At 49.6% G+C, this 19,556-nt stretch carries 15 protein-coding genes; 5 read left to right on the forward strand and 10 right to left on the reverse strand.

The window, feature by feature from the left end:
• Nucleotides 1-209: 209 nt before the first annotated feature.
• Genes HMPREF1091_RS07565 through HMPREF1091_RS07585 form a run of 5 tightly spaced genes read left to right on the forward strand, consistent with a single transcriptional unit; the run spans nucleotide 210 to nucleotide 5,793 of the window.
• Complete coding sequence (locus tag HMPREF1091_RS07565) at nucleotides 210-2,354, forward strand: BglG family transcription antiterminator (RefSeq protein ID WP_002564220.1); 2,145 nt, start codon at nucleotides 210-212, stop codon at nucleotides 2,352-2,354.
• A 23-nt stretch (nucleotides 2,355-2,377) separates the two neighbouring features.
• Nucleotides 2,378-2,677 carry a PTS sugar transporter subunit IIB gene (locus HMPREF1091_RS07570; protein WP_002564221.1) on the forward strand — a complete coding sequence of 100 codons (300 nt, stop codon included), beginning with the start codon at nucleotides 2,378-2,380 and terminating at the stop codon, nucleotides 2,675-2,677.
• A 14-nt stretch (nucleotides 2,678-2,691) separates the two neighbouring features.
• Entirely contained in the window at nucleotides 2,692-3,975 is a 1,284-nt protein-coding gene (locus HMPREF1091_RS07575) for a PTS ascorbate transporter subunit IIC (protein ID WP_002564222.1), read from the forward strand.
• 19 nt (nucleotides 3,976-3,994) lie between these two features.
• Nucleotides 3,995-4,864 carry a transketolase gene (locus tag HMPREF1091_RS07580; protein ID WP_002564223.1) on the forward strand — a complete coding sequence of 290 codons (870 nt, stop codon included), beginning with the start codon at nucleotides 3,995-3,997 and terminating at the stop codon, nucleotides 4,862-4,864.
• A 5-nt stretch (nucleotides 4,865-4,869) separates the two neighbouring features.
• Nucleotides 4,870-5,793: a transketolase family protein gene (locus HMPREF1091_RS07585; RefSeq protein WP_002564224.1), complete on the forward strand. Its 924-nt coding sequence runs from the start codon at nucleotides 4,870-4,872 to the stop codon at nucleotides 5,791-5,793.
• An 81-nt stretch (nucleotides 5,794-5,874) separates the two neighbouring features.
• Here HMPREF1091_RS07585 and HMPREF1091_RS07590 read toward each other — a convergent pair whose 3' ends face one another.
• The 10 genes from HMPREF1091_RS07590 to HMPREF1091_RS07635 form a co-directional block, all read right to left on the reverse strand.
• On the reverse strand, nucleotides 5,875-7,815 hold the full coding sequence (locus HMPREF1091_RS07590; RefSeq protein WP_002564225.1) for an NAD(+) synthase: 1,941 nt from the start codon (nucleotides 7,813-7,815) through the stop codon (nucleotides 5,875-5,877).
• 46 nt (nucleotides 7,816-7,861) lie between these two features.
• Nucleotides 7,862-9,490 carry an amidohydrolase gene (locus HMPREF1091_RS07595; protein ID WP_002564226.1) on the reverse strand — a complete coding sequence of 543 codons (1,629 nt, stop codon included), beginning with the start codon at nucleotides 9,488-9,490 and terminating at the stop codon, nucleotides 7,862-7,864.
• A gap of 63 nt (nucleotides 9,491-9,553) precedes the next feature.
• Nucleotides 9,554-10,348, reverse strand: a complete 795-nt coding sequence (locus HMPREF1091_RS07600; protein ID WP_002564227.1) for an amino acid ABC transporter ATP-binding protein — start codon at nucleotides 10,346-10,348, stop codon at nucleotides 9,554-9,556.
• Between the two features lie 5 nt (nucleotides 10,349-10,353).
• Nucleotides 10,354-11,721, reverse strand: coding sequence for an amino acid ABC transporter permease (locus HMPREF1091_RS07605; protein ID WP_002564228.1), 1,368 nt, complete (start codon nucleotides 11,719-11,721; stop codon nucleotides 10,354-10,356).
• A gap of 51 nt (nucleotides 11,722-11,772) precedes the next feature.
• Entirely contained in the window at nucleotides 11,773-12,732 is a 960-nt protein-coding gene (locus HMPREF1091_RS07610; protein ID WP_002564229.1) for a transporter substrate-binding domain-containing protein, read from the reverse strand.
• 290 nt (nucleotides 12,733-13,022) lie between these two features.
• The gene (gene tsaD / locus HMPREF1091_RS07615; RefSeq protein ID WP_002564230.1) at nucleotides 13,023-15,515 is read right to left on the reverse strand and encodes a tRNA (adenosine(37)-N6)-threonylcarbamoyltransferase complex transferase subunit TsaD; all 2,493 of its coding nucleotides are present in this window, start codon (nucleotides 15,513-15,515) and stop codon (nucleotides 13,023-13,025) included.
• 8 nt (nucleotides 15,516-15,523) lie between these two features.
• Nucleotides 15,524-16,039 carry a tRNA (adenosine(37)-N6)-threonylcarbamoyltransferase complex ATPase subunit type 1 TsaE gene (gene tsaE, locus HMPREF1091_RS07620; RefSeq protein ID WP_002564231.1) on the reverse strand — a complete coding sequence of 172 codons (516 nt, stop codon included), beginning with the start codon at nucleotides 16,037-16,039 and terminating at the stop codon, nucleotides 15,524-15,526.
• A gap of 2 nt (nucleotides 16,040-16,041) precedes the next feature.
• On the reverse strand, nucleotides 16,042-16,737 hold the full coding sequence (locus HMPREF1091_RS07625; protein WP_002564232.1) for a uracil-DNA glycosylase: 696 nt from the start codon (nucleotides 16,735-16,737) through the stop codon (nucleotides 16,042-16,044).
• 3 nt (nucleotides 16,738-16,740) lie between these two features.
• Nucleotides 16,741-17,907 carry an alanine racemase gene (gene alr, locus HMPREF1091_RS07630; protein WP_002564233.1) on the reverse strand — a complete coding sequence of 389 codons (1,167 nt, stop codon included), beginning with the start codon at nucleotides 17,905-17,907 and terminating at the stop codon, nucleotides 16,741-16,743.
• The gene (locus tag HMPREF1091_RS07635) at nucleotides 17,891-19,549 is read right to left on the reverse strand and encodes a bifunctional ADP-dependent NAD(P)H-hydrate dehydratase/NAD(P)H-hydrate epimerase (protein WP_002564234.1); all 1,659 of its coding nucleotides are present in this window, start codon (nucleotides 19,547-19,549) and stop codon (nucleotides 17,891-17,893) included. The genes alr and HMPREF1091_RS07635 overlap by 17 nt, the downstream gene beginning before the upstream one ends.
• Nucleotides 19,550-19,556: the final 7 nt, after the last annotated feature.

The raw sequence follows: 19,556 nt of genomic DNA on the forward strand, positions 1-19,556 counted from the left end.
AAACCACTGTCTTGCCGCCTTTCGTTGTTACTGTTGTTGATAGTACCCAGCGCACACGAATATACACAAGTATTTTGAAAAATCTCTATATGACACACTTAGATTTTCTCCTATGCACGCACATATTAAATTATTTCACTGCAAAAGTGAAAGTAATGCGTATTGAGACCCTCTGGTTCTACCCCCATAGTTAAAGGTGGTGATGAAGTATGAACAGCCGACAAAGAAAAGAATTGCAGCTCCTTATTGAGCATGGGTCATTTGGCCTGAATGAATTTGCTGACCTGTTCTCTCTCAGTAAAAGACAAATTCGCTACGATATTGATGAGTTAAACACCGCACTTGAGTCAACAGTTGGCATAGAGGCGGTAAGTATTTATCGCAATATTGCCTACCTTCATGCTGGCATTACGAGTCAAAGCCTCATACAATCAGAGTTTCTTGACGAGATACGAGACTTTAATAAAAATCCCCTAAGCGTCAAAGAGCGCATACTGCTTACGGCTTTCTACATTGCTTGGTCTTCTGAATGCTATGTCACCATGCAAGAGATTGCCGATAACTTTTCTGTCAGTTACGACACGGTTGTTCGCGATATGGCAGAAGTGCGTAAATACTATGCTGCACACAACACAAAGCTTATTTCAGAAGCAGGTAAAGGCCTATACCTTAAAGCCCCAGAATCTGCACGCAGAGAAGTTTTATCGGCCATTGTAAAAGAATATAAGAACCTCTCGCGCTTTCATTTGGCTTTTGATCCGCATGACTATGAAGAGCTCTTTCCCCTGGAAAACCTGCAAGAAGTGGCAGCTATTGTCAGCAATGCCGAGGCGTATTGCTCCGTTTTACTTGATGATGCGTCATTTGAGGCCATTATCATTCATATCCTTCTTTCAGTTCAGCGCTTTAAGGATATGCGCGATAAGGCAACGCCAGATACCAGCTTGCTTACCGCCAGTACTCAACTTGATGAGGTGCGCTACAAAATCGCACACTATATCGTGGAACAGGTAAACGACTATTTTGAAATTGCACTTCCTGATGATGAGCTACTTTATATTGGCTTGCATCTTGGCTTATATGGCTGGAGGGTACAAGCCGATAAGCCTCAGGTTAATACCGCTATTGAGCTTGCCTGTACAGCACTTATTAGTGCGGTTGATGCCTGCATGCACGCTGGCTTTAAACAGGACAAGAAGCTTTATACCAATTTGGTTCAACATGTTGCAACTGCAGCAAATCGTAAAGCTGCCAAGCTTACACTCACAAATCCCTTACGAGATGAGCTTCTGCAGGAATATAGTGACCTGTATCAGATCATCCGCCAAAAAAGTAGCAGCTGTGGTCTTGACCAATTGATCAATCCTACAGAAGACGAGCTGTCCTATATTATGGTGCACTTTGGTGCTGCACTGGCTCGTATCCATAGAACATACCAGCACAAACCGCAGATTATTGTTGTCTGTGCCACGGGAATTGGAACTGCAGAACTTTTAGCCTCTCGTTTACAACAACAATTTAGCGTAAACATTGTTTCTATAGTGGCTGCACATCGCCTTACTTCCATGCCTCTTGGTGAGATCGATCTTGTTATCTCAACCCTGCCTTCCAGCATTACAAAAATAAGCACTCCTTGGTTAAAGGTTGGACCACTTTTGGATGCAGAAGATTGCATAAAGGTAGCTACCAAATTAAGCCAACTGGGATTCTATACAAAGCAAGATGCCCACCTTGGACCAATCCTTAGCACCAGTGCAAAAAAGCTACAGGCTATTTTACTGGAATACTCCCACCCACAAGACGAAGCAAAACTTATTGCAGCCCTACAAAGCTACTTACAGACCTATGGAGCACTCAAAGAACAAGGAGGTGAAGATCCCATGTTAAGCGATTTACTCAGCAAGGACCACATTGTACTGGACGTTACATGTGATGACTGGCAATCATCTGTTAAGGCCGCAGGCCAACCTTTACTCAAAACAGGTGAAATTACCTCAGCATATGTTGATGAGGTCATTAAAAACATTGCGGAGTATGGGCCCTATGTTGTTATTACCAAAGGAATAGCGCTGGCACATGCAAGCAGTGCCATTGGCGTCAATAAAACCGGTATGTCTCTGGCACGGCTTAAAACGCCTGTTAGCTATGGAAATACCAGCAATGATCCCGTTAAATACGTTTTTATGCTTGCATCAACAGGCCCTCAAACACACATGACAGCCTTGCAATGTCTTAGTGAGCTGTTGCAAGACAGCACGTCACTTACCTGCATGGCTCAGGCCATACAGCCGGCCGAAATCACAAAACAGATTAAACATTTTGAAAAGACCATGACGGCAACCATCGACTGTTAAGCACTACGGAAAGACGGAGATTTATGAACACTCAAACGTATGAAGCACTCATCGCATGTCGTACCGGCATGGGTTCGTCGATGATGCTTAAGATCAAGGTTCAGCAGGTAGTCAAAGCACATGATTTCCCTATTGAGCTGCATCATGACACGCTCGACGCAGTGAAATCGTTTAAGGGTGATCTCTTTATCACTATGTCTGATCTAGCAGATGAGCTTAAGGATGACGTGCCCTATGTCATTGGCATCGACAACCTTATGAACAAAGAGGAAATCACCAAAAAGCTCCAAAAGTTTCTTGACGATAAAGCACATGAGGCATAAGGAGGTAGACAGCAATGGAACTGATTCAAGCTATTTTTGAGGCCGTTGCCTTTGATGTTTTGGCAAATGCCGCTGTTTTGGTTGGGCTTATCGCTATGGTTGGCCTTATTTTACAGCGCGAGAAACCCTATAAAATTCTTACGGGTACTCTCAAAACCATCATCGGGTTTTTGGTCTTTAATATTGGTACCGCAGCGGTTGCAAATTCATTAACCAGCTTCCAAACCCTTTTCCAAACAGGCTTTGGCATTGAGGGTATCTTGCCACTTGCAGAAGCAATGACAGCATTAGCCCAAGAAAAGTTTGGCGCCATTGTCTCATTGGTCATGCTCATTGGATTTGTGAGCAACCTTATTGTTGCGCGCGTCACACCTTTTAAGAGCATCTTTCTTACCGGCCAACACAACCTGTATTTTGCAGCGTTAATCTCCATTATGTTTAAAGCTCTTGGTGTACCCGATGTAGTAATCATTATTTTTGGTGGTATCATCCTCGGTTTTTGTGCAGCAATATTTCCTGCAATTGCACAGCCCTATATGGACAAAGTTACCGGCAGTAATGACATTGCCATTGGCCATTATGTAACCTTGGGATATGCCCTTGCAGGCTGGATTGGATCTAAGGTTGGCGACCCAGAACAAAGTACCGAAGATATTAAACTTCCTGGCTGGCTAAGCATCTTTAAAGACTATGTCATTGGCGTTGCAGTAACCATGGTTGTCATTTATTACGTTGCATGTATTGCAGCCGGTAAAGGTGCTGTAGAAGAGTTATCAAACGGACAAAGCTGGCTTGTTTTCCCCTTGTTTGAAGGTCTTAAATTTGCTGGTGGGCTCTACGTTGTTATTACGGGTGTTCGTCTCTTTTTGGGTGAAATTGAAGGCGCCTTTGTTGGCATCTCTGAAAAACTCATTCCCAACGCTAAGCCTGCACTTGACTGCCCCGTTATCTTTGGCTTCGCCCCAACCGCTACTGTTATTGGTTTTATCGCTGCCTATGTTGGCGGACTGCTTTCCATGGCAGTTATGAGTGCCCTTGGAGCACTGGTGGTTATTCCGGTGGCTGTTCCCTACTTCTTTATTGGTGCTACTGCAGGCGTCTTTGGTAACGCAACTGGTGGCTGGAAGGGCTGTGTTGCGGGTGCCTTTGTAGTAGGTGTTTTGATTGCTGTTGGTCCTGCTCTTATCTATCCCGTTATGGCAAACATTGGCCTTACCGGTACCGCCTTCCCAGAAACCGACTTTAATGTCATCGGACTTTTGATTTGGTATATCGGTCGTCTCTTTATGGGCGCATAGGCAGGAGGGCAGCTTTAGTATGTATACTGCAAAACAACTTGCGCTTATCGCACACCGAAATAGACGTCGCATTATAGACATGGTCCATAAGGCTGGTGTAGGACATGTGGGCGGCTCTCTTTCCGTTATTGATGTTCTTACCGCTCTCTATGAAAATGAAATAGATTTTGCTGCCAGCCAACGAGCTCGTTTGGTTCTTTCTAAAGGGCACTGTACTCCTGCGCTATATGCAGAATTTACCGAGAAAGGCCTGATTGACGAGAAGGAATATGCAAGCTTTAGGCAATTAAATTCTAAGTTACAGGGCCATCCCTGTGCGCGCTCGTATCCCCAGATTGATGCGACAACCGGCTTGTTGGGTCAAGGTCTTTCTGCTGGTTTTGGCATGGCAATGGCAAAGCGAACCAACCATGATAAACACATGGTATATGTCATTGTTGGCGACGGGGAGCTGCAAGAGGGACAAAACTGGGAAGCCTTTATGGCTATTGGCCATTATAAACTCAACAATCTTGCTGTCTTTATCGATCGTAACCGCCTGTCATCAGGCGGCCCTACCGATGACAATATCACCCTTGAGCCGCTGGCCGATAAGCTCAAAGCTTTTAACTTCAAGGTATATGAGATTGATGGACACAACATGGATGAAATCCTGAGCGCTATCAAGGCCGCAAAAGATTCTCAAGATGCACCTTGTGCCATTATCTGTAACACCATTAAGGGCAAGGGCATACGGTATATGGAAGATAATCCAGCCTGGCACTCCAAGGGCATCAACGATGAGCAATACGAGCTTGCATTGGCGGATTTAGCTGCTGAGGAGGACGCTTACTCAGCAGCCATCTCAACACCTGATGCAACTGATTCAGCCCATGAAATGGAGGTGTAACCACAATGGACTATCAGCTTATTTCCCTTCGCACTCTGGTAGGAGATGCTCTTAATGCCGCCTTTGAAAAACACTCTAACATCTTTGTTCTGGATGCTGACTTAGCTGGCTCAACAACGGCAGCCCAGTTTGCTGCAAAGCACCCTGAGCATTTTGTCGAAACAGGCATAGCAGAACAAAATGCCTTGTCCGCAGCGGCTGGTATTGCGGTTGAGGGAGGTATTCCCTTCTTCGTGGACTTCTCGTTATTTATAACGGGCACCTGTTGGACCCAAATCCGTCAAGCCTGCTATGGAAATCTGAATGTCAAGATGATCGGAACACACAACGGCATGGACGGTGGGTATGACGGCGCCACTCACCATGCTAATGAGGATATTGCCGTTATGCGTGCTATCCCCGATCTCACTATTCTTGATCCCTTTAATCCCGATGAACTGTATGACGCCATTGATTGTGCCATTGCCATTAAAGGTCCTGTATTTATTCGTACGACGCGAGGTGATGTACCCAATCTTCCTGCTACTGAGCGTATTGCACCCGGTAAAGCCCAGATTGTTTGCGATAAGGGCCAGGACTTTGCACTCATTTATGAGGGCTCAACTACAGACCTTGCCATGAGGAGTTTTGAGGCTGCCTTACAGCGTAACCTCAACGGCAAGCTGGTAAATATCAGCAGCATTAAGCCAGTGGATACTAAGCTGTTGCGCACACTCGCACAAGATGTAAAACGCATCATTACCGTTGAGAACCACAGTGTTATTGGAGGTGTGGGAAGTCTGGTTGCAGAAACCATTTGTGATATACCTTCTCATGCACCTCTGTATAGGATTGGCGTTAATGACGTCTTTACAGAATCTGGTCCAGGTGATGCACTGAAAGAAAAATATGGACTCACGGTTGACCACGTGCTGTCCCTGCTTGCGTAAACGCTACGAGCACCGATAATAGATCGCACCTGAATGAGGGATATCATCTCCACATCCAGGTGCGATTTTTCTTTTTTGGTTTTACAGCTGTTCTAGTTGATCAAGCCACAGGTGCGCCACGGCATCGGATGGCATACGCAAATCACCACGCGGAGACACAGCAACAGAACCCACCTTAGGTCCATCGGGTAAACAGCTGCGCTTAAACTGCTGGGCAAAGAAACGACGATAAAAGACCTTAAGCCACAACAAAATAGTTATGCCATCATAGGCTTTTGCTCCATGGTTTCCATCAAAGGCAAGGCAAGCCAAGCGATAAATCTTTGCCGGAGCAAAACCACAACGCAGCATGTTGTACAAGAAGAAGTCATGCAGCTCATAGGGGCCAACCAGGTCTTCTGTTTTTTGCGATATCGTACCGTCCGCACTTGCGGGCAACAACTCTGGAGAAACGGGTGTTGCCAATACATCCAACAGTACACTGGAAAGCTCCTCGCTCTCGCACTTATCGGCAACGTACGCCACCAAATGACGAATGAGCGTTTTAGGAATGGAGGCATTAACCGCATACATACTCATGTGATCACCGTTGTAGGTAGCCCACCCAAGCGCCAGCTCCGACAGGTCTCCCGTGCCAATAACCAGACCGCTTTCCTGGTTAGCAATATCCATCAAAATCTGTGTACGCTCACGTGCTTGAGCATTTTCATAGGTAACATCATGGATCGACTCATCATGCCCAATGTCCGCAAAATGCTGACGAACCGCATCGCCAATGGAAACCTCAAGCAGAGTTGCTCCCAAGGCAGCTGTAAGCTCTGTTGCATTGTTATGGGTGCGTGCGGTGGTACCAAAGCCGGGCATGGTAACTGCAATGATGCCCTCATGATCCAAATCGAGAAGATCAAAGGCTCGTGCGCACACCAAAAGCGCAAGAGTGGAATCCAAACCACCAGAAACGCCAATCACCACATGTTCAGAGTGGGTATGCTGCAAGCGCTTGGCCAGACCATGTGCTTGAATCTCAAAAATTTCTTCACAGCGCTCAGTCTTACGGGTTTTGTTGGAGGGCACAAAGGGATGAGGATCAATGTGGCGAGTAAGCTGGGTGGACACCACAGGCAGATTAAACGTATTGACAAAGTAGTCTGCCTGCTCTGGTGCAGCTGCTGTTTGGAAGGTAGAAATACGCCTACGATCAGCAGCAAGACGGGAAAGATCAAGTTGCGAAAGGCACAGTGCGTCACTAAAGGGCGCAGATTCTGCCAAGATACTTCCATTTTCACAAATGAGCTTATGCCCACCAAAGACCACATCGGTGGTAGATTCTCCCCAACCTGCACTGGTATACACATAGCCAGCAACAAGACGTGCGCTTTGCCCACGTACCAGATCACGGCGGTAATCTGTCTTACCCACCACTTCATTTGAAGCAGACAGGTTACAAATAACCGTTGCTCCGGCAAGCGCCGCATCAAGAGAAGGCGGACGTGGCACCCACAGGTCTTCGCAAATTTCTACCGCAACGCTCAGAGAAGGCATATCAGAACAGACAAAGAGCTGGTGAGTGCCAAAACTCACATCTGAGTAGCCTGCAAAATCCACAAGAAAGAGGTCATCGGGACCCACACTAAAATGACGACCTTCATAAAACTCGTTATAGGTAGGCAACGCCTTTTTAGGCACAAGCCCCAAGAGCTCACCATGGCAAAAGACGGCAGCACAGTTGTACAACTGAGCGTTAATACAAGCGGGAACACCCACCATGATAAGTGCATCAAGCTGTGCGGTTTGCTCGATAAGTGTGGCAAGCGCTTGCTCTGAAGCATCCAAAAGGGCATCTTGCCAAAACAGATCCTCGCAGCTATAGCCCGTAAGGCCCAGCTCGGGCAGCACAATAACGCGTGCGCCCTCAGCAGCAGCCTGCTTAATAGCTTCAAAGGATTGCACCATGTTGTAGGTAACATCAGCCACTTTCACCTGAGGCGTCACCGCTGCAACGCTTATAAATCCGTCTTTCATGGCAACCCTTTCTACAGCTCTTTTGATGCTGCTGCACAGTACTAGTTTAGGCGCGCTCAAAGACCTTCTCGCCCGCGCATACCGTAAGTATAGGACGAGCCAGCTGCAGCTGCTCATCTGCACAGCTCAGCAAATTGGTATCCCACACAACAAGGTCTGCAAACATGCCGGGCTCTAGGGTGCCCAGCTCATGCGCACGCCCTGTTGCCGCAGCGCTTCCCTGGGTGTAGGCAGCCACGGTTTGGATACGTGTGAGCGCATGCTCAGGATACCATCCACCGGCAGGCTGATGCCCCACAGGAGTTTTGCGTGTGCAAGCAGTGTAGAGCACATCACCCGAGTTGGCCGATACAACGGGAGCATCGGTGCCCAATGCCAACGTAGCTCCAGCATCAAGCATCTGAGCAAATGGCCACATGCGAGAAGCGCGTTGCTCTCCCAAGTCTCGTGCGGGCTGCGTTATATCAATGGTCACATGAGGGGGCTGTACGGAAGCAACCACCTGAGCAGCAGCAAAGCGGGTAAGGTCTGAAGGCACAATATCCTCTATGTGCTCCATGGTGTTGGCTCCCTGAGTGGGCGTACCATAGCGTGCATGAGCTTCCTCAAAAATAGCAAGTGCCTCGGATACCGCACGATCGCCAATGGTATGGATACGCACAGAATGACCAGCTGCCGCGGCCTTAAGCACCAGCTCACGCATGCGCTCGGGACTCACCGTTGGGCGCCCCACATCCCCTGCAAAACGTGCGTTGGTATACGGCTGAGAACACCAAGCCGTATGCTGGCTAGAAACGCCATCAAAAAATTGCTTAAAGCCAGGAGCACGCAGTTTTGGTCCTGTTAGACGTGCCTGTAAGTCTTCTAAGGTAGAAAGATCATCGGTAAGCGTGGGATACATATGAGCACGAACACTCAAACAGCCGTCTGCCTGTAGCGCCTCGTATATGTGGGAATTGATGCCATCGGCACCTGCCACCAAAGAAAGCGCCATGTCGCACACGTTCGTAATACCCAAGGCATTAAGCTGCTTAAAGTAGTTGGCATATATTTCTTTGAGCTCCTCTGTGCTAAAGCTCGCCAAAATACGTGCAATGTATACCATGCCCGCCGCTTCACGCAACACGCCGGTAAGATGGCCCTGTTCATCCCTGTCAAAGCTACCACCTGCAGGTGGCGTGGTGTCATCCGTAATACCCAGTTCACGCATGCCACAGCTGTTAAGCCACAGCGTATGCGCATCCCCCGAGTACATAGCCACGGGTCTGTTGGGAAATACCTCATCCAAAGAGGCTCGCGTAGGAACATTGGAAGGACTCCACAAAATCTCGCGCCAGCCATGACTGACCAGCCACCCATTGCCTGGTCTTGTGGCGGCAAACTCGCGCATGTGCTCTACGCAGTCCTTCTCGCTAGTACCGGGATATTCAGTTGCCAAGCGTGAGGGAAACAACGCCGCGTGAAACACGTGCTGATGTGCGTCATGAAACCCTGGGCAGACAAAGTTGTCTCCCACATCAAGCGCATCTGCCTGACCAGCAAATTGAGCGAAGGCCTCACGAGGCAAAACCTGAGCCACGCGATCTTGTTCCAGCACAAGCGTTGCCGCCTCATTGGGCTTATCGGCAGAAATAAAGAGGTGATTAGAGGAAATCACACGCAATTGTTGTCCCATATCCACTCCCAAAACAACGATAAAGTTCACGAGCAGAAAAGCCAAAAGTGCAGAACTCTGCCGCTAGTCTACGCCTTCTACGCCGGTATCTTCCAAATAACGCGACAAAAACTCGCGCGTACGATCGCAATCTGGATTAGTAAACAGTTTGTGCGGGTCACCCATCTCTGCAATGACTCCCTGATCCATAAACACGACCTTATCGGAAACATTTTTTGCAAAGTCCATCTCATGCGTAACCACAACCATGGTCATACCCTGGGCTGCCAGGTCACGCATAACCATGAGGACTTCGCCGACAATTTCTGGATCAAGCGCGCTGGTAGGCTCGTCAAACAGCATGATCTCGGGCTCCATACATAGGGCTCGCGCAATGGCTACACGCTGCTTTTGGCCGCCCGACAGTGATGTAACAGATGCATGCGCAAAGTCGAGAAGACCCACGGAATCAAGATGTTTTTTGGCTATCTCTTCTGCCTGAGGCTTCTTCATCTTCTTGAGCGCAGTGGGTGCCAGCGTGCAATTATCCAGCACGTTGAGGTTGTTAAACAGGTTAAAGCCCTGGAATACCATACCAATGCTGGAACGCAGCTTATTCACATCTACATGCTGAGCTGCAAGGTCATGACCGCGGAACCATACATGGCCAGAATCGGGCATCTCTAACAAGTTGATGCAGCGCAGCAGGGTAGATTTTCCAGAGCCTGATGCACCGATAATAGTGACTACTTCACCAGGAAAAACTTCAAAGTCAATGTTCTTAAGTACCTCATGGGTACCAAAGCTCTTGCGCAGGTTTTCAATCTTAATAACCGGATCTTGAGCAGTGACGGGGGTGTTGGAAGCTGTGTCAGTCATGATGCTTACCTTTCCGTCGATTTGGTCGATTTGGATGAATTGGCAGATTTGGATGATTGTGCCGATTTAGATGATGGGGCTGACTGGGTAGAGCCAGAACCCTTACGAGATGCTTTAGCCACAGGTGCTTTATGCACTACAACCTTCGTGGGATCTGCCTTAGCTCCCGCAACACCAGTGGTATGCGTCATGTCTGAGGTGGATAACACCGGACCAGGCGATGACACTTCCAGATGATAAGCAAGCATGCCCAAAAGCTTAGAAGCAATCATGGTCAAAATCAGATAGCACACGGTAGCAACCGCATACACCGCAAGCTGACGATAATAAATACCAGCAACCGTAGTGGTGGCAAACATGAGGTCAAACACGCCAATAACGGACAAAACCGAAGAGTCCTTAATGTTTACAACCAGCTCATTGGACAGGGCAGGAATGGCGTTTTTAATGCCCTGAGGAAAGACAACGCGTGTCATAGCTTGCCACTGAGAAAGGCCAAGAGAACGTGCCGCCTCATTTTGACCGCCGTCTACCGCCTCAATTCCTCCGCGCAAGACCTCCATCATATACGCAGTAGAGTTAAGCGAGATGGTAACCAAACCAGCAATAAAAGTACTCCAAATGGCACGAATCTCACCAGCAGACATGCCCGTAGAACTGAGTACAGCAAAACCAGCAAAGTAAATAAGCAAGGACTGCACCATCATAGGTGTGCCGCGCACCACAGCAGAATACAGCTTGGCAAAGCCTACGCCCACTACCTTAAGAAAGCGAACAAAGTCATTGTCTGGCCTATCAATTTTCTGAATACGGATAAACACCAGCAGAACTGCAAGGAAAAAAGCGATAACGGTACCAAATACAGCCAGCTCAATAGTGGTTGCAATGCCGCGTGCAAAAATGCCACGACCTTGGTACACCATGTATACCGCACTGGGCAAAAATCCATCAGGGTTGGCCTGTGCACCTACACTTCCTGCAACAATGGAGCCAAAGCCCATAACCACACGATCAACAGCCAAGATGATGGTCAGTGCTACCACTACATACGAGGCAATGCGCTCAATCTTTTTTGCTCGTGTCGAGACAAACCAAGAGGTCGTAGCATAATCCTTCCAATGCACGAGCTTATTTACCAGCGCAACAGCAGAAAAAACTACAAACGCAAAGAGCGTGTAATACATGACAACTTCCAGTGTGTACACGGGAGCCAAAAAGCTCCAAGTACTACGAACCTGGCTAGAAAACCACATGCCTAAGCAGGCAATAGCACTGGTACCCAACAACACATAGCGGTGGTCGGTCTTAATAAAGCGAAGAAGCGCGCTAAACCCAGTACTTGGAGGCACAGCGCCCCCTTGTTGATTGCTCATGTGGATTGCTCCTTATGAAATAAATTGTATAACAGGCAGATTAAAAGCAGCTTATGCAGGCTGACGGTCTACGCACGCATCAAAAATTTTGGTACGCTCGTCTTGAGAAATCTTGGAAAATGCCTCATTGATCTTTGCAAGAATGGCATCTTGTCCCTTCTTAATACCTGCATTGCAGGGTACGGTTTCACCAAACCCTTTACCCTCGTCAAATTGGATTGCTACCAAACCTTTATTGGCGCGAAGCAAGCCCTTGGTATTCTCGGTGTTATAAGTAATAGCGTCACAGGTACCTTGGTTAAGCTGTGACAGCTGAGATGGAACGGATTCTACCGGCGTGAGATGGTTAACATGAGGGATCTCATCGATAACCGTATCCAGCATCGTATCTTTTTGACCCAGGACGGCAGCACCATCAAAGTCGGCCAAAGACGTTGCCGTGGCATATTTTGAACCCTCTTTTACCAACAAACCAAAACCGCCTACAAAATAGGGGTCGGAAAAATCAATCGCTTGACGGCGCTCATCCGTAGCACTCATACCCGCCATAATAATGTCAATCTGACCATTGTTCAAAGAGTCAATTAAGCCACTAAAGGACATCTTGACCGCAACAGCTTCCATGCCCAATGCAGCCGCAACTACCTTGGCAAGCTGCACGTCATAGCCATCGGCATAAGCGCCAGAAACATTTTGAATAGGAATAGTGGTATCAGATGCCTGGGTTGCTTGCCAGTTAAAGGGGGCATACGCAGCCTCCATACCAACACGCAAGGTCTTGCCATCACCCAAAACAGTCGCTGAAGATGCGCCGTCTTTACGGGCAACCAAATCTACCGTGCCCTCAGGTGCAGGGCCGCAAGCCGTCAAAACAGATACGCCTGCTATGCTCAAAATTGAGATACCAGAAAACTTAAGGAAATCACGCCGCGAGAATTGCGATCGTTGAGGTTTGACCATCATAGTTGAACAAGAGCTTTGTGGTGGTTCTTTACGCATGGGTAAGGTCATATTATTTCCTTCTTTCCAGCAATTTTGAGCGACCCCCTCCGCACATACAACCGGAAGGGACCCATTCCCTTCCCCCTTGCAACTGAATGCGTGAAAGTTCTATGTGCTATTAGAGTAGTCTAGTACATACATCTATCTAAAGCACGCACACATCAGAAAGAAACACCATCGACATAAAATCTAAGTGGATATTTTGATTCATGGTCCCAGTTTATTGAATATACCATCCAATTTTATGCATCACAATCCTAGAAAAAGACTAGGTTTTAAGAAGCATTACAGGCTACATTTTACTGGCTTAAAGGACGCACGATCGGCTTGACCGTGCTGGACCACGTACCCAAAACAGCGTTAGGATCTGCGTCCAAACTCAGTGGCGCAAACTGTCCTGCGCGGAAATTGCGCAGCGCTGCAGCTGCAATCATCACGCCGTTATCGCCACACACCACCAGAGGCGGAACGGTCACACGAACGCCACGCTTCCCGAATTTTTGCTGGTATTCTGCACGGAGGGCAGGATTTGCCGCCACGCCTCCGCCCACACAAAAGTCATGTACGCCCGTTTCTTCTACTGCGGCCAGCGCCTTTGACACCTGCACGTCAACCACCGCAGCCTCAAACGAAGCCGCCAAGTCCGGAAGGTTGATGGGGTTGCCGTTTTTGTTTTGATTCTCTATGTAGGTAATCACTGAGGTCTTAAGACCGGAGAGAGAAAAACGGTAGTCGTGACTATGCATCATTGCGCGCGGAAAATGTATAGCCTTTTTATTTCCTTTGGCGGCAAGTTTACTTATAACAGGACCACCGGGATAGCCTAAACCAAGCGCCTTAGCTACCTTATCAAAGGCCTCACCCACGGCATCGTCAATGGTCGTACCCAAAATTTGGTAGTCTCCCCACGCGCGCACGTACACCAGCATGGTATTACCACCAGAAACAAGGCTTGCCACAAAGGGTGGCTCCAGGTCGGGCGTCTCAAACAAATTAGCGAGCAAGTGACCTTCTAGATGGTGCACGGCAATCAAGGGCAACTGTGCGCCCACACACAGCCCTTTGGCAAAAGCAACGCCTACAACCAAGGCTCCAACCAACCCAGGACCTGCGGTTACGCCGACGGCAGAAAGGTCAGATGGTTCAAGCGTGTCACAGCCAAAGTACTCACCCGCCTGTGCCATAAGCTCCTCAAAAACGCCCACGATGGCCTCAACATGTTTGCGCGAAGCAATCTCTGGAACAACGCCACCAAAGCGGGCATGAAAATCAATGGAGGTTGCCACCACATTGGCACAAATCTGTCCATGCGAATCTATGATGGCCATGGCGGTTTCATCGCACGAAGACTCAATGGACAAGATGAGCTCCCCGGCCTGGGCAAGTGCTTGCTGGGTTTTTTGCGAGCGCTCGTGTGCCACAATGGGCCAAGGGCGAATGGATGCCTGTGGGGTAGGCACAACGGTATCCACCTGTGTATCTACCGATAAAGGCAGGCTGGCACGCATGATATATGCCGCATTACCAGCGCCATAATAATTGGGGCGTGCTCCTTCTTGTACAAATCCCATGCTTTCATACAGGGCTAGTGCCCCATCATTGTGCTCATATACCTCAAGGGAAATGCTTTGTGCATTGAGCATTTGCGCATCGTAGGCAAGTCGTGCAATCAGGCGCGACGCGATCTTCTCGCGACGACGAGCGGGCAGTACGTCCACCGTGCTGATTTCCATATCGTCGCCCACAAGCATGCCACCTGCAACACCAATAATCTGATCCATATCATGAGCAACCCACCAACTCCTACCTGGTGCGGCAAGCTCCTCTTCAAACATGGTGCGCGTCCACGGCATATGAACGGAGTCCTCAAAACACAGGGCATCAAGGGCAGCCACTTGATCTATATCGTTAACGCTCATGGGACGCAGCCGCAGGTGCATATCGGCAAGCACATCTGCCGTGCCTGTAATTGCTACGCTCGCAGGCACCTGCATACCCAAACGTTTGCGCTCGTTTTCTTCTGCATCGGACAGACGGGTGTATACGGGCAATACCAATGCCGGATCTCCCGCAGCCCTATCCGCCACAGCATTGGGTGCGGCATAGGCAAGCAACAAGCCTTCACTGGTAGGGCGCCAAAGGTTTTCATCAAGAATGGTGGTAAAGCCTGCTTGTTCAAATTTTTCACGATGCTTTACCAAGCCGTCACCACACAAGATAAGTTCTGCAGCGTTGAGCTGTGTACGCCACTGGTCTACGCAGACCTGAGCCTTGCGAACCACCTCGGTGCCAAACAGACGACACGCCCCCATATCATCCAGCTGATAGGTGCCAGGATAGACCTCGCCACGCATAGCATCTGCTACCACGCCCAAAGTGCCGCGCACACCAGCCTTCCAGGCAGTCCACGCAATGCTATCGAGGGTAGAGCCACCCCACAAGGGAGTTCCTGCACCACAAGCAAGGCCTTTGGCCGTAGCAATACCAATACGCACACCAGTAAATGAACCAGGACCACGACCCACTAGCACGCTATCCACATCTTCTATGCTTAGTCCCGCATCGCTCAGTGCTTGCTGTGCCGTGCTTACCAACTCTACATTTGCTTGCCGACGACACAGGTGGTCACGACAAGCCAGCATCTGCACCATAGCGCGGGGCTTCTGGGCAGAACCGGTAGTTGTGGATGCGCTGCCAAGGTCAGTCTCGTCCCATGCGGCAACACCACACACCAGCATGTCGGAAGACGTATCAAGCGCAAGAACAAGCTTGCGCCCATCTGCTAATGCCATAAAAACCTCTACTCAATTGCACAGGCAAGCTGCGACACAAGAATTCGTGCGCGCTCTCCCTTTGGTTCAAATTTGATTTGACGAGCTGGCTCCTGACCAGCTTTTGCTTGATCATCCAATCTGGTGAGAAACACGTCGAGGCGCTCCTCCCCCAGCTCTTCAGAAAACTGCTCGCCCCACTCTATAACACAGGGGCCATCACTTTCCAGTGCGTCCCACACACCGGCATCACCCAGCTCTTCTGGATCAGACAGGCGATACAGGTCAAAATGATAGAGTGGCATGGATGTACCCTGATATATCATCTGAATGGTAAAGGTAGGACTGGTTATTTCATCTGTGATACCCATGCCCTGTGCTATACCCTTGGTAAGCTGTGTCTTTCCTGCTCCCAGATCACCCGTAAGCACCACAACATCTCCCGCTTGCAACAAAGCACCTAGCTGCGCTCCCAAGCCAATAGTTTGCTCAAAACAGGCAGACTCGTAGCTCGTATCGTCAAGCTTGGTTGGAAGTAACATCATGCCTACTCCTTAGGGAGTTGTGTTCGATCAGCTTGAGCACTGCCCGAACGAGGATTTTGCGTAAGCCACGCACCCACAAGACGCAGGTCTTCCTCCAAAAGTGGCTGCCACTCCCTGTGATAGATGGTCGCCGCCGGATGAAAGGTTGGACAGACAACAAAGTGTCCTTGTTGATACAGCTGTCCACGCAAACTGGTTACGCCCTGCTCTGTTTTTAGTACCCATTGCGAAGCAAAGTTACCCAAACAAACAATCACATCGGGCCAAATAGAGCGCACTTGCTCACGTAAGTAGGGTGAACAGGCTTGAATTTCATCGTAGCGCGGATTGCGATTTGCGGGCGGGCGGCATTTGAGTACGTTGGCGATAAAAATCTCTTCTCGCATTAAACCTGCACAGCTTAAGAGGGCATCCAGCTTATGACCTGCAGCACCAATAAATGGCTTGCCTCCCAAATCCTCATTACGGCCGGGAGCCTCACCAATAAACATCACCCGCGCATGCGGATTGCCATCACCAAACACAATGGTGGTACGCGTGTCACACAAGGTACACTTACGACAATCCTGCATAAGAGCCGCAAGCTCATCCAGTGAAACCTCACCGGGTTTTGGATGTGGATGTCCCGGAATCTCCATGGTGTATATAGTCCCTTCAGCGTCCGCTAGCGATGGGCGCTCCTTTCGCACACGAGCCATATGCTATACATATACTTTCTGCAATCGCATTCCAAAATTGCAAGTAACTTCGTAGTTGATGGTATCGCGTATATATGCGTGGTCTTCTGCGGTAATGGCCTGCTGGCCATCGGTGCCTAAGATGGTTACCACGTCTCCCACTTCAACAGGGGTGTTGGGCTTATAGCTCCGACTATTTACGTCCACAGCAAACATGCACTGATCCATGCAAATACGACCAACCTGTTTGCAGCGCTGCCCATTAACCAACACCTCCATCTTGTTGGAAAGATTGCGAGAAAGTCCGTCGGCATACCCAAGAGGAATGGTGGCAATCTGAATATTCTGTTTTGGAATACGATACGTAAGACCATAGCTTACGCCCTCACCCACTGCGGGATAGCAGGTGTGTGTCACCCGAGCGCGCACGCTCATAACGGGCTTGAGCTCCATGGTGTACACCGTTGTGCTAGCGGGATGCATGCCGTACAGGCCAACTCCAACACGACACATCATATGCTGTGTTTCTGTATGTAGCATGGTTGCAGGAGTATTGTTGCAATGCACAATGCCGTACGATAAACCCGCTTCATCAAGGGAGTGCACCGCGTCCATAAAGCGCTTATATTGCAGCTCAAAGTCCCAACCGCCAGGCTCGTCTGCCGTAGCAAAGTGTGTAAAAATTCCGGCACACTCAAGCCCTGCATGAAACTCTACATTACGACGAAACTCCAGCACATCTGAAGGACGCAAACCAATGCGGCTCATGCCCGTATCTACGGCAATATGATAGTGAGCCACTTTGCCTGCAAGCGATGCACTTTCACCCAGTGCATAGGCAAACTCTTCGGTATACACTGAAGGCATAATATCGTACTCAATAAGAGTAGGAATGGCCTCTACGGGAGGTTCTGATAGCAGCAAAATTGGCTCAAGAATCCCAGCGTGCCGCAACTGCACGCCCTCTTCTACCGTCGCTACGGCAAATTGATCTGCTCCAGCGGCAGCCATAATCTTGGCGCAAGGCACCGCCCCATGGCCATAGGCATCCGCCTTAACCACACACATCATCTTAACGCCCCGTGCAAGGCGAGCCTTAAAAGCACGGGTGTTGTAGCGCAGTGCAGCTTGATCAATCTCTACCCACGCCCAGCGAGTGTCGGGGCACGCCTTACTAAGCAATCCGGTCATCTCCCTCGGTGCCGTGCTGCGAATCAAGGCTAAAGTCCATATCTTCTGGCATGGCAGCCTGCGTTTCTATCTGGTCAGTTGCTAGGCCCAGACTGTCGATAAGGTCGGACGCCATGACACCGCGGCTTCCAAAGCGTGCTTCTGCCATAACTGCTGCACCACCATGAATCTCGCAGGCCAAAGCGCACAGCAAGGGAAGCAGTGCACCCTCTGGTTTGTTTTGCGCCAACTGTGCTGCAATAACACCAGACAGTACATCTCCAGAACCCGCCGTTGCCAACGATGCAGGACCGGGCTTAGGTAACACGGCAGATTCAACGCCCACACAAGCGGTAGCGCTGCCCTTTGCCACAATCGTAAGCTCAGAACCACCATCAGACCAAACAATACGACGTGATGCCTCAAGTGCAGAGGTAAGAGAATCTGGTGGGGTATCGGGCAAGCCCATAAGCCGACCAAGTTCACGACGGTGTGGCGTAAGGACCAAGGTGGACTGACGGCGGATCAGCTCCGGGTAGTTATCCAGACGATTTTCTGTAAGTCGCGCTAAGCAATTAAGCGCATCTGCATCCATAACCAGTGGAACTTTAGTGGACAGTAAGTGGGAGCACAAACATACGGTGGCTGCAGTAACACGCATACCCGGGCCAACCAAAACGGAGTTAGCGCGTCCGGCAAGCTTTACGATAATATCAACCGCATCCTCAGAAAAAGTTCCGGATTCAGGGTCATAGGGACAGGGTACTACGGGAATTTCTATAAGCTGTGCCTGCACAATTGCAGCAATGCAAGCAGGAACCGCCAGTGTTACATAGCCCGCGCCGCTTCGTGCAGCAGAGCGCGCTGCCAAAATTGCTGCGCCAGGATAGCGCGTGGAGCCTGCCACGACCAATACGCTGCCACGCGTGTACTTATCGATAGCGCTGGTACGATTAGCAATCACATCCATGTAGTCGCTTGTCTCGGCACGCCACGCTACGGGATCGGCCTTCAAAACCAGCTCTTCTGTTTTATCGTCAAGCGGAGCAATCACAATGGCGCCGCAAGCATCACGGCCTTCATCCGCCAGAAGGCCGGGCTTTAATGCAATCATGGTTACCGTGATGTCCGCATAGACACAAAGACCCGAGGCATGCCCTGTTTGTGCCGATAAACCACTGGGTACATCCACAGACACAACCGGAATACCACTCATATTGATGGCATCAATCCAGATGTCAAACGGAGCGGAAACAACGCCATGAAACCCGGTGCCCAACATGGCATCCAGACACGCGTCATGCTCAAACAACAGCTCATCAAGCTGGGAGCGCGGCGGGGCCACTCGTACCGATACACCCGCTGCAACAGCGCTGCGAGCAGCAACCAACGCCAAATCCGAACGCAGTGCCTCTGGCGCAACAGGACAGACCACCGTAACAGCCAAGCCCATCTTAAGGAGATCTTCTGCTGCAACCCAGCCATCTCCACCATTGTTGCCCATACCAACAAAGATGAGGGCAGAATGGACATCCTCCATATGAGCAACTTCTGCCGCCGCAGCCGCACCCGCACGATGCATGAGCTCGGACACACTTACCCCAGCACGATTAAGACTACTCTCAACGCGCTTAATGTCCTCGACATTAAGAACTGGTTGCATGGACTAT

This window comes from Atopobium minutum 10063974, from assembly GCF_000364325.1.
In the GTDB taxonomy this organism is placed as follows: Bacteria; Actinomycetota; Coriobacteriia; order Coriobacteriales; family Atopobiaceae; genus Atopobium; species Atopobium minutum.

Bases quoted from the DNA above. Each gene is read 5' to 3' on its own strand.
- HMPREF1091_RS07580 (WP_002564223.1), top strand. From the start codon at position 3,995: ATGTATACTGCAAAACAACTTGCGCTTATCGCACACCGAAATAGACGT.
- HMPREF1091_RS07625 (WP_002564232.1), bottom strand. From the start codon at position 16,737: ATGGCTCGTGTGCGAAAGGAGCGCCCATCGCTAGCGGACGCTGAAGGG.
- HMPREF1091_RS07575 (WP_002564222.1), top strand. From the start codon at position 2,692: ATGGAACTGATTCAAGCTATTTTTGAGGCCGTTGCCTTTGATGTTTTG.
- tsaD (WP_002564230.1), bottom strand. From the start codon at position 15,515: ATGGCATTAGCAGATGGGCGCAAGCTTGTTCTTGCGCTTGATACGTCT.
- HMPREF1091_RS07595 (WP_002564226.1), bottom strand. From the start codon at position 9,490: ATGGGACAACAATTGCGTGTGATTTCCTCTAATCACCTCTTTATTTCT.
- alr (WP_002564233.1), bottom strand. From the start codon at position 17,907: ATGACCGGATTGCTTAGTAAGGCGTGCCCCGACACTCGCTGGGCGTGG.
- HMPREF1091_RS07585 (WP_002564224.1), top strand. From the start codon at position 4,870: ATGGACTATCAGCTTATTTCCCTTCGCACTCTGGTAGGAGATGCTCTT.
- HMPREF1091_RS07565 (WP_002564220.1), top strand. From the start codon at position 210: ATGAACAGCCGACAAAGAAAAGAATTGCAGCTCCTTATTGAGCATGGG.
- HMPREF1091_RS07600 (WP_002564227.1), bottom strand. From the start codon at position 10,348: ATGACTGACACAGCTTCCAACACCCCCGTCACTGCTCAAGATCCGGTT.
- HMPREF1091_RS07610 (WP_002564229.1), bottom strand. From the start codon at position 12,732: ATGACCTTACCCATGCGTAAAGAACCACCACAAAGCTCTTGTTCAACT.
- HMPREF1091_RS07635 (WP_002564234.1), bottom strand. From the start codon at position 19,549: ATGCAACCAGTTCTTAATGTCGAGGACATTAAGCGCGTTGAGAGTAGT.
- HMPREF1091_RS07570 (WP_002564221.1), top strand. From the start codon at position 2,378: ATGAACACTCAAACGTATGAAGCACTCATCGCATGTCGTACCGGCATG.
- HMPREF1091_RS07590 (WP_002564225.1), bottom strand. From the start codon at position 7,815: ATGAAAGACGGATTTATAAGCGTTGCAGCGGTGACGCCTCAGGTGAAA.
- tsaE (WP_002564231.1), bottom strand. From the start codon at position 16,039: ATGATGTTACTTCCAACCAAGCTTGACGATACGAGCTACGAGTCTGCC.
- HMPREF1091_RS07605 (WP_002564228.1), bottom strand. From the start codon at position 11,721: ATGAGCAATCAACAAGGGGGCGCTGTGCCTCCAAGTACTGGGTTTAGC.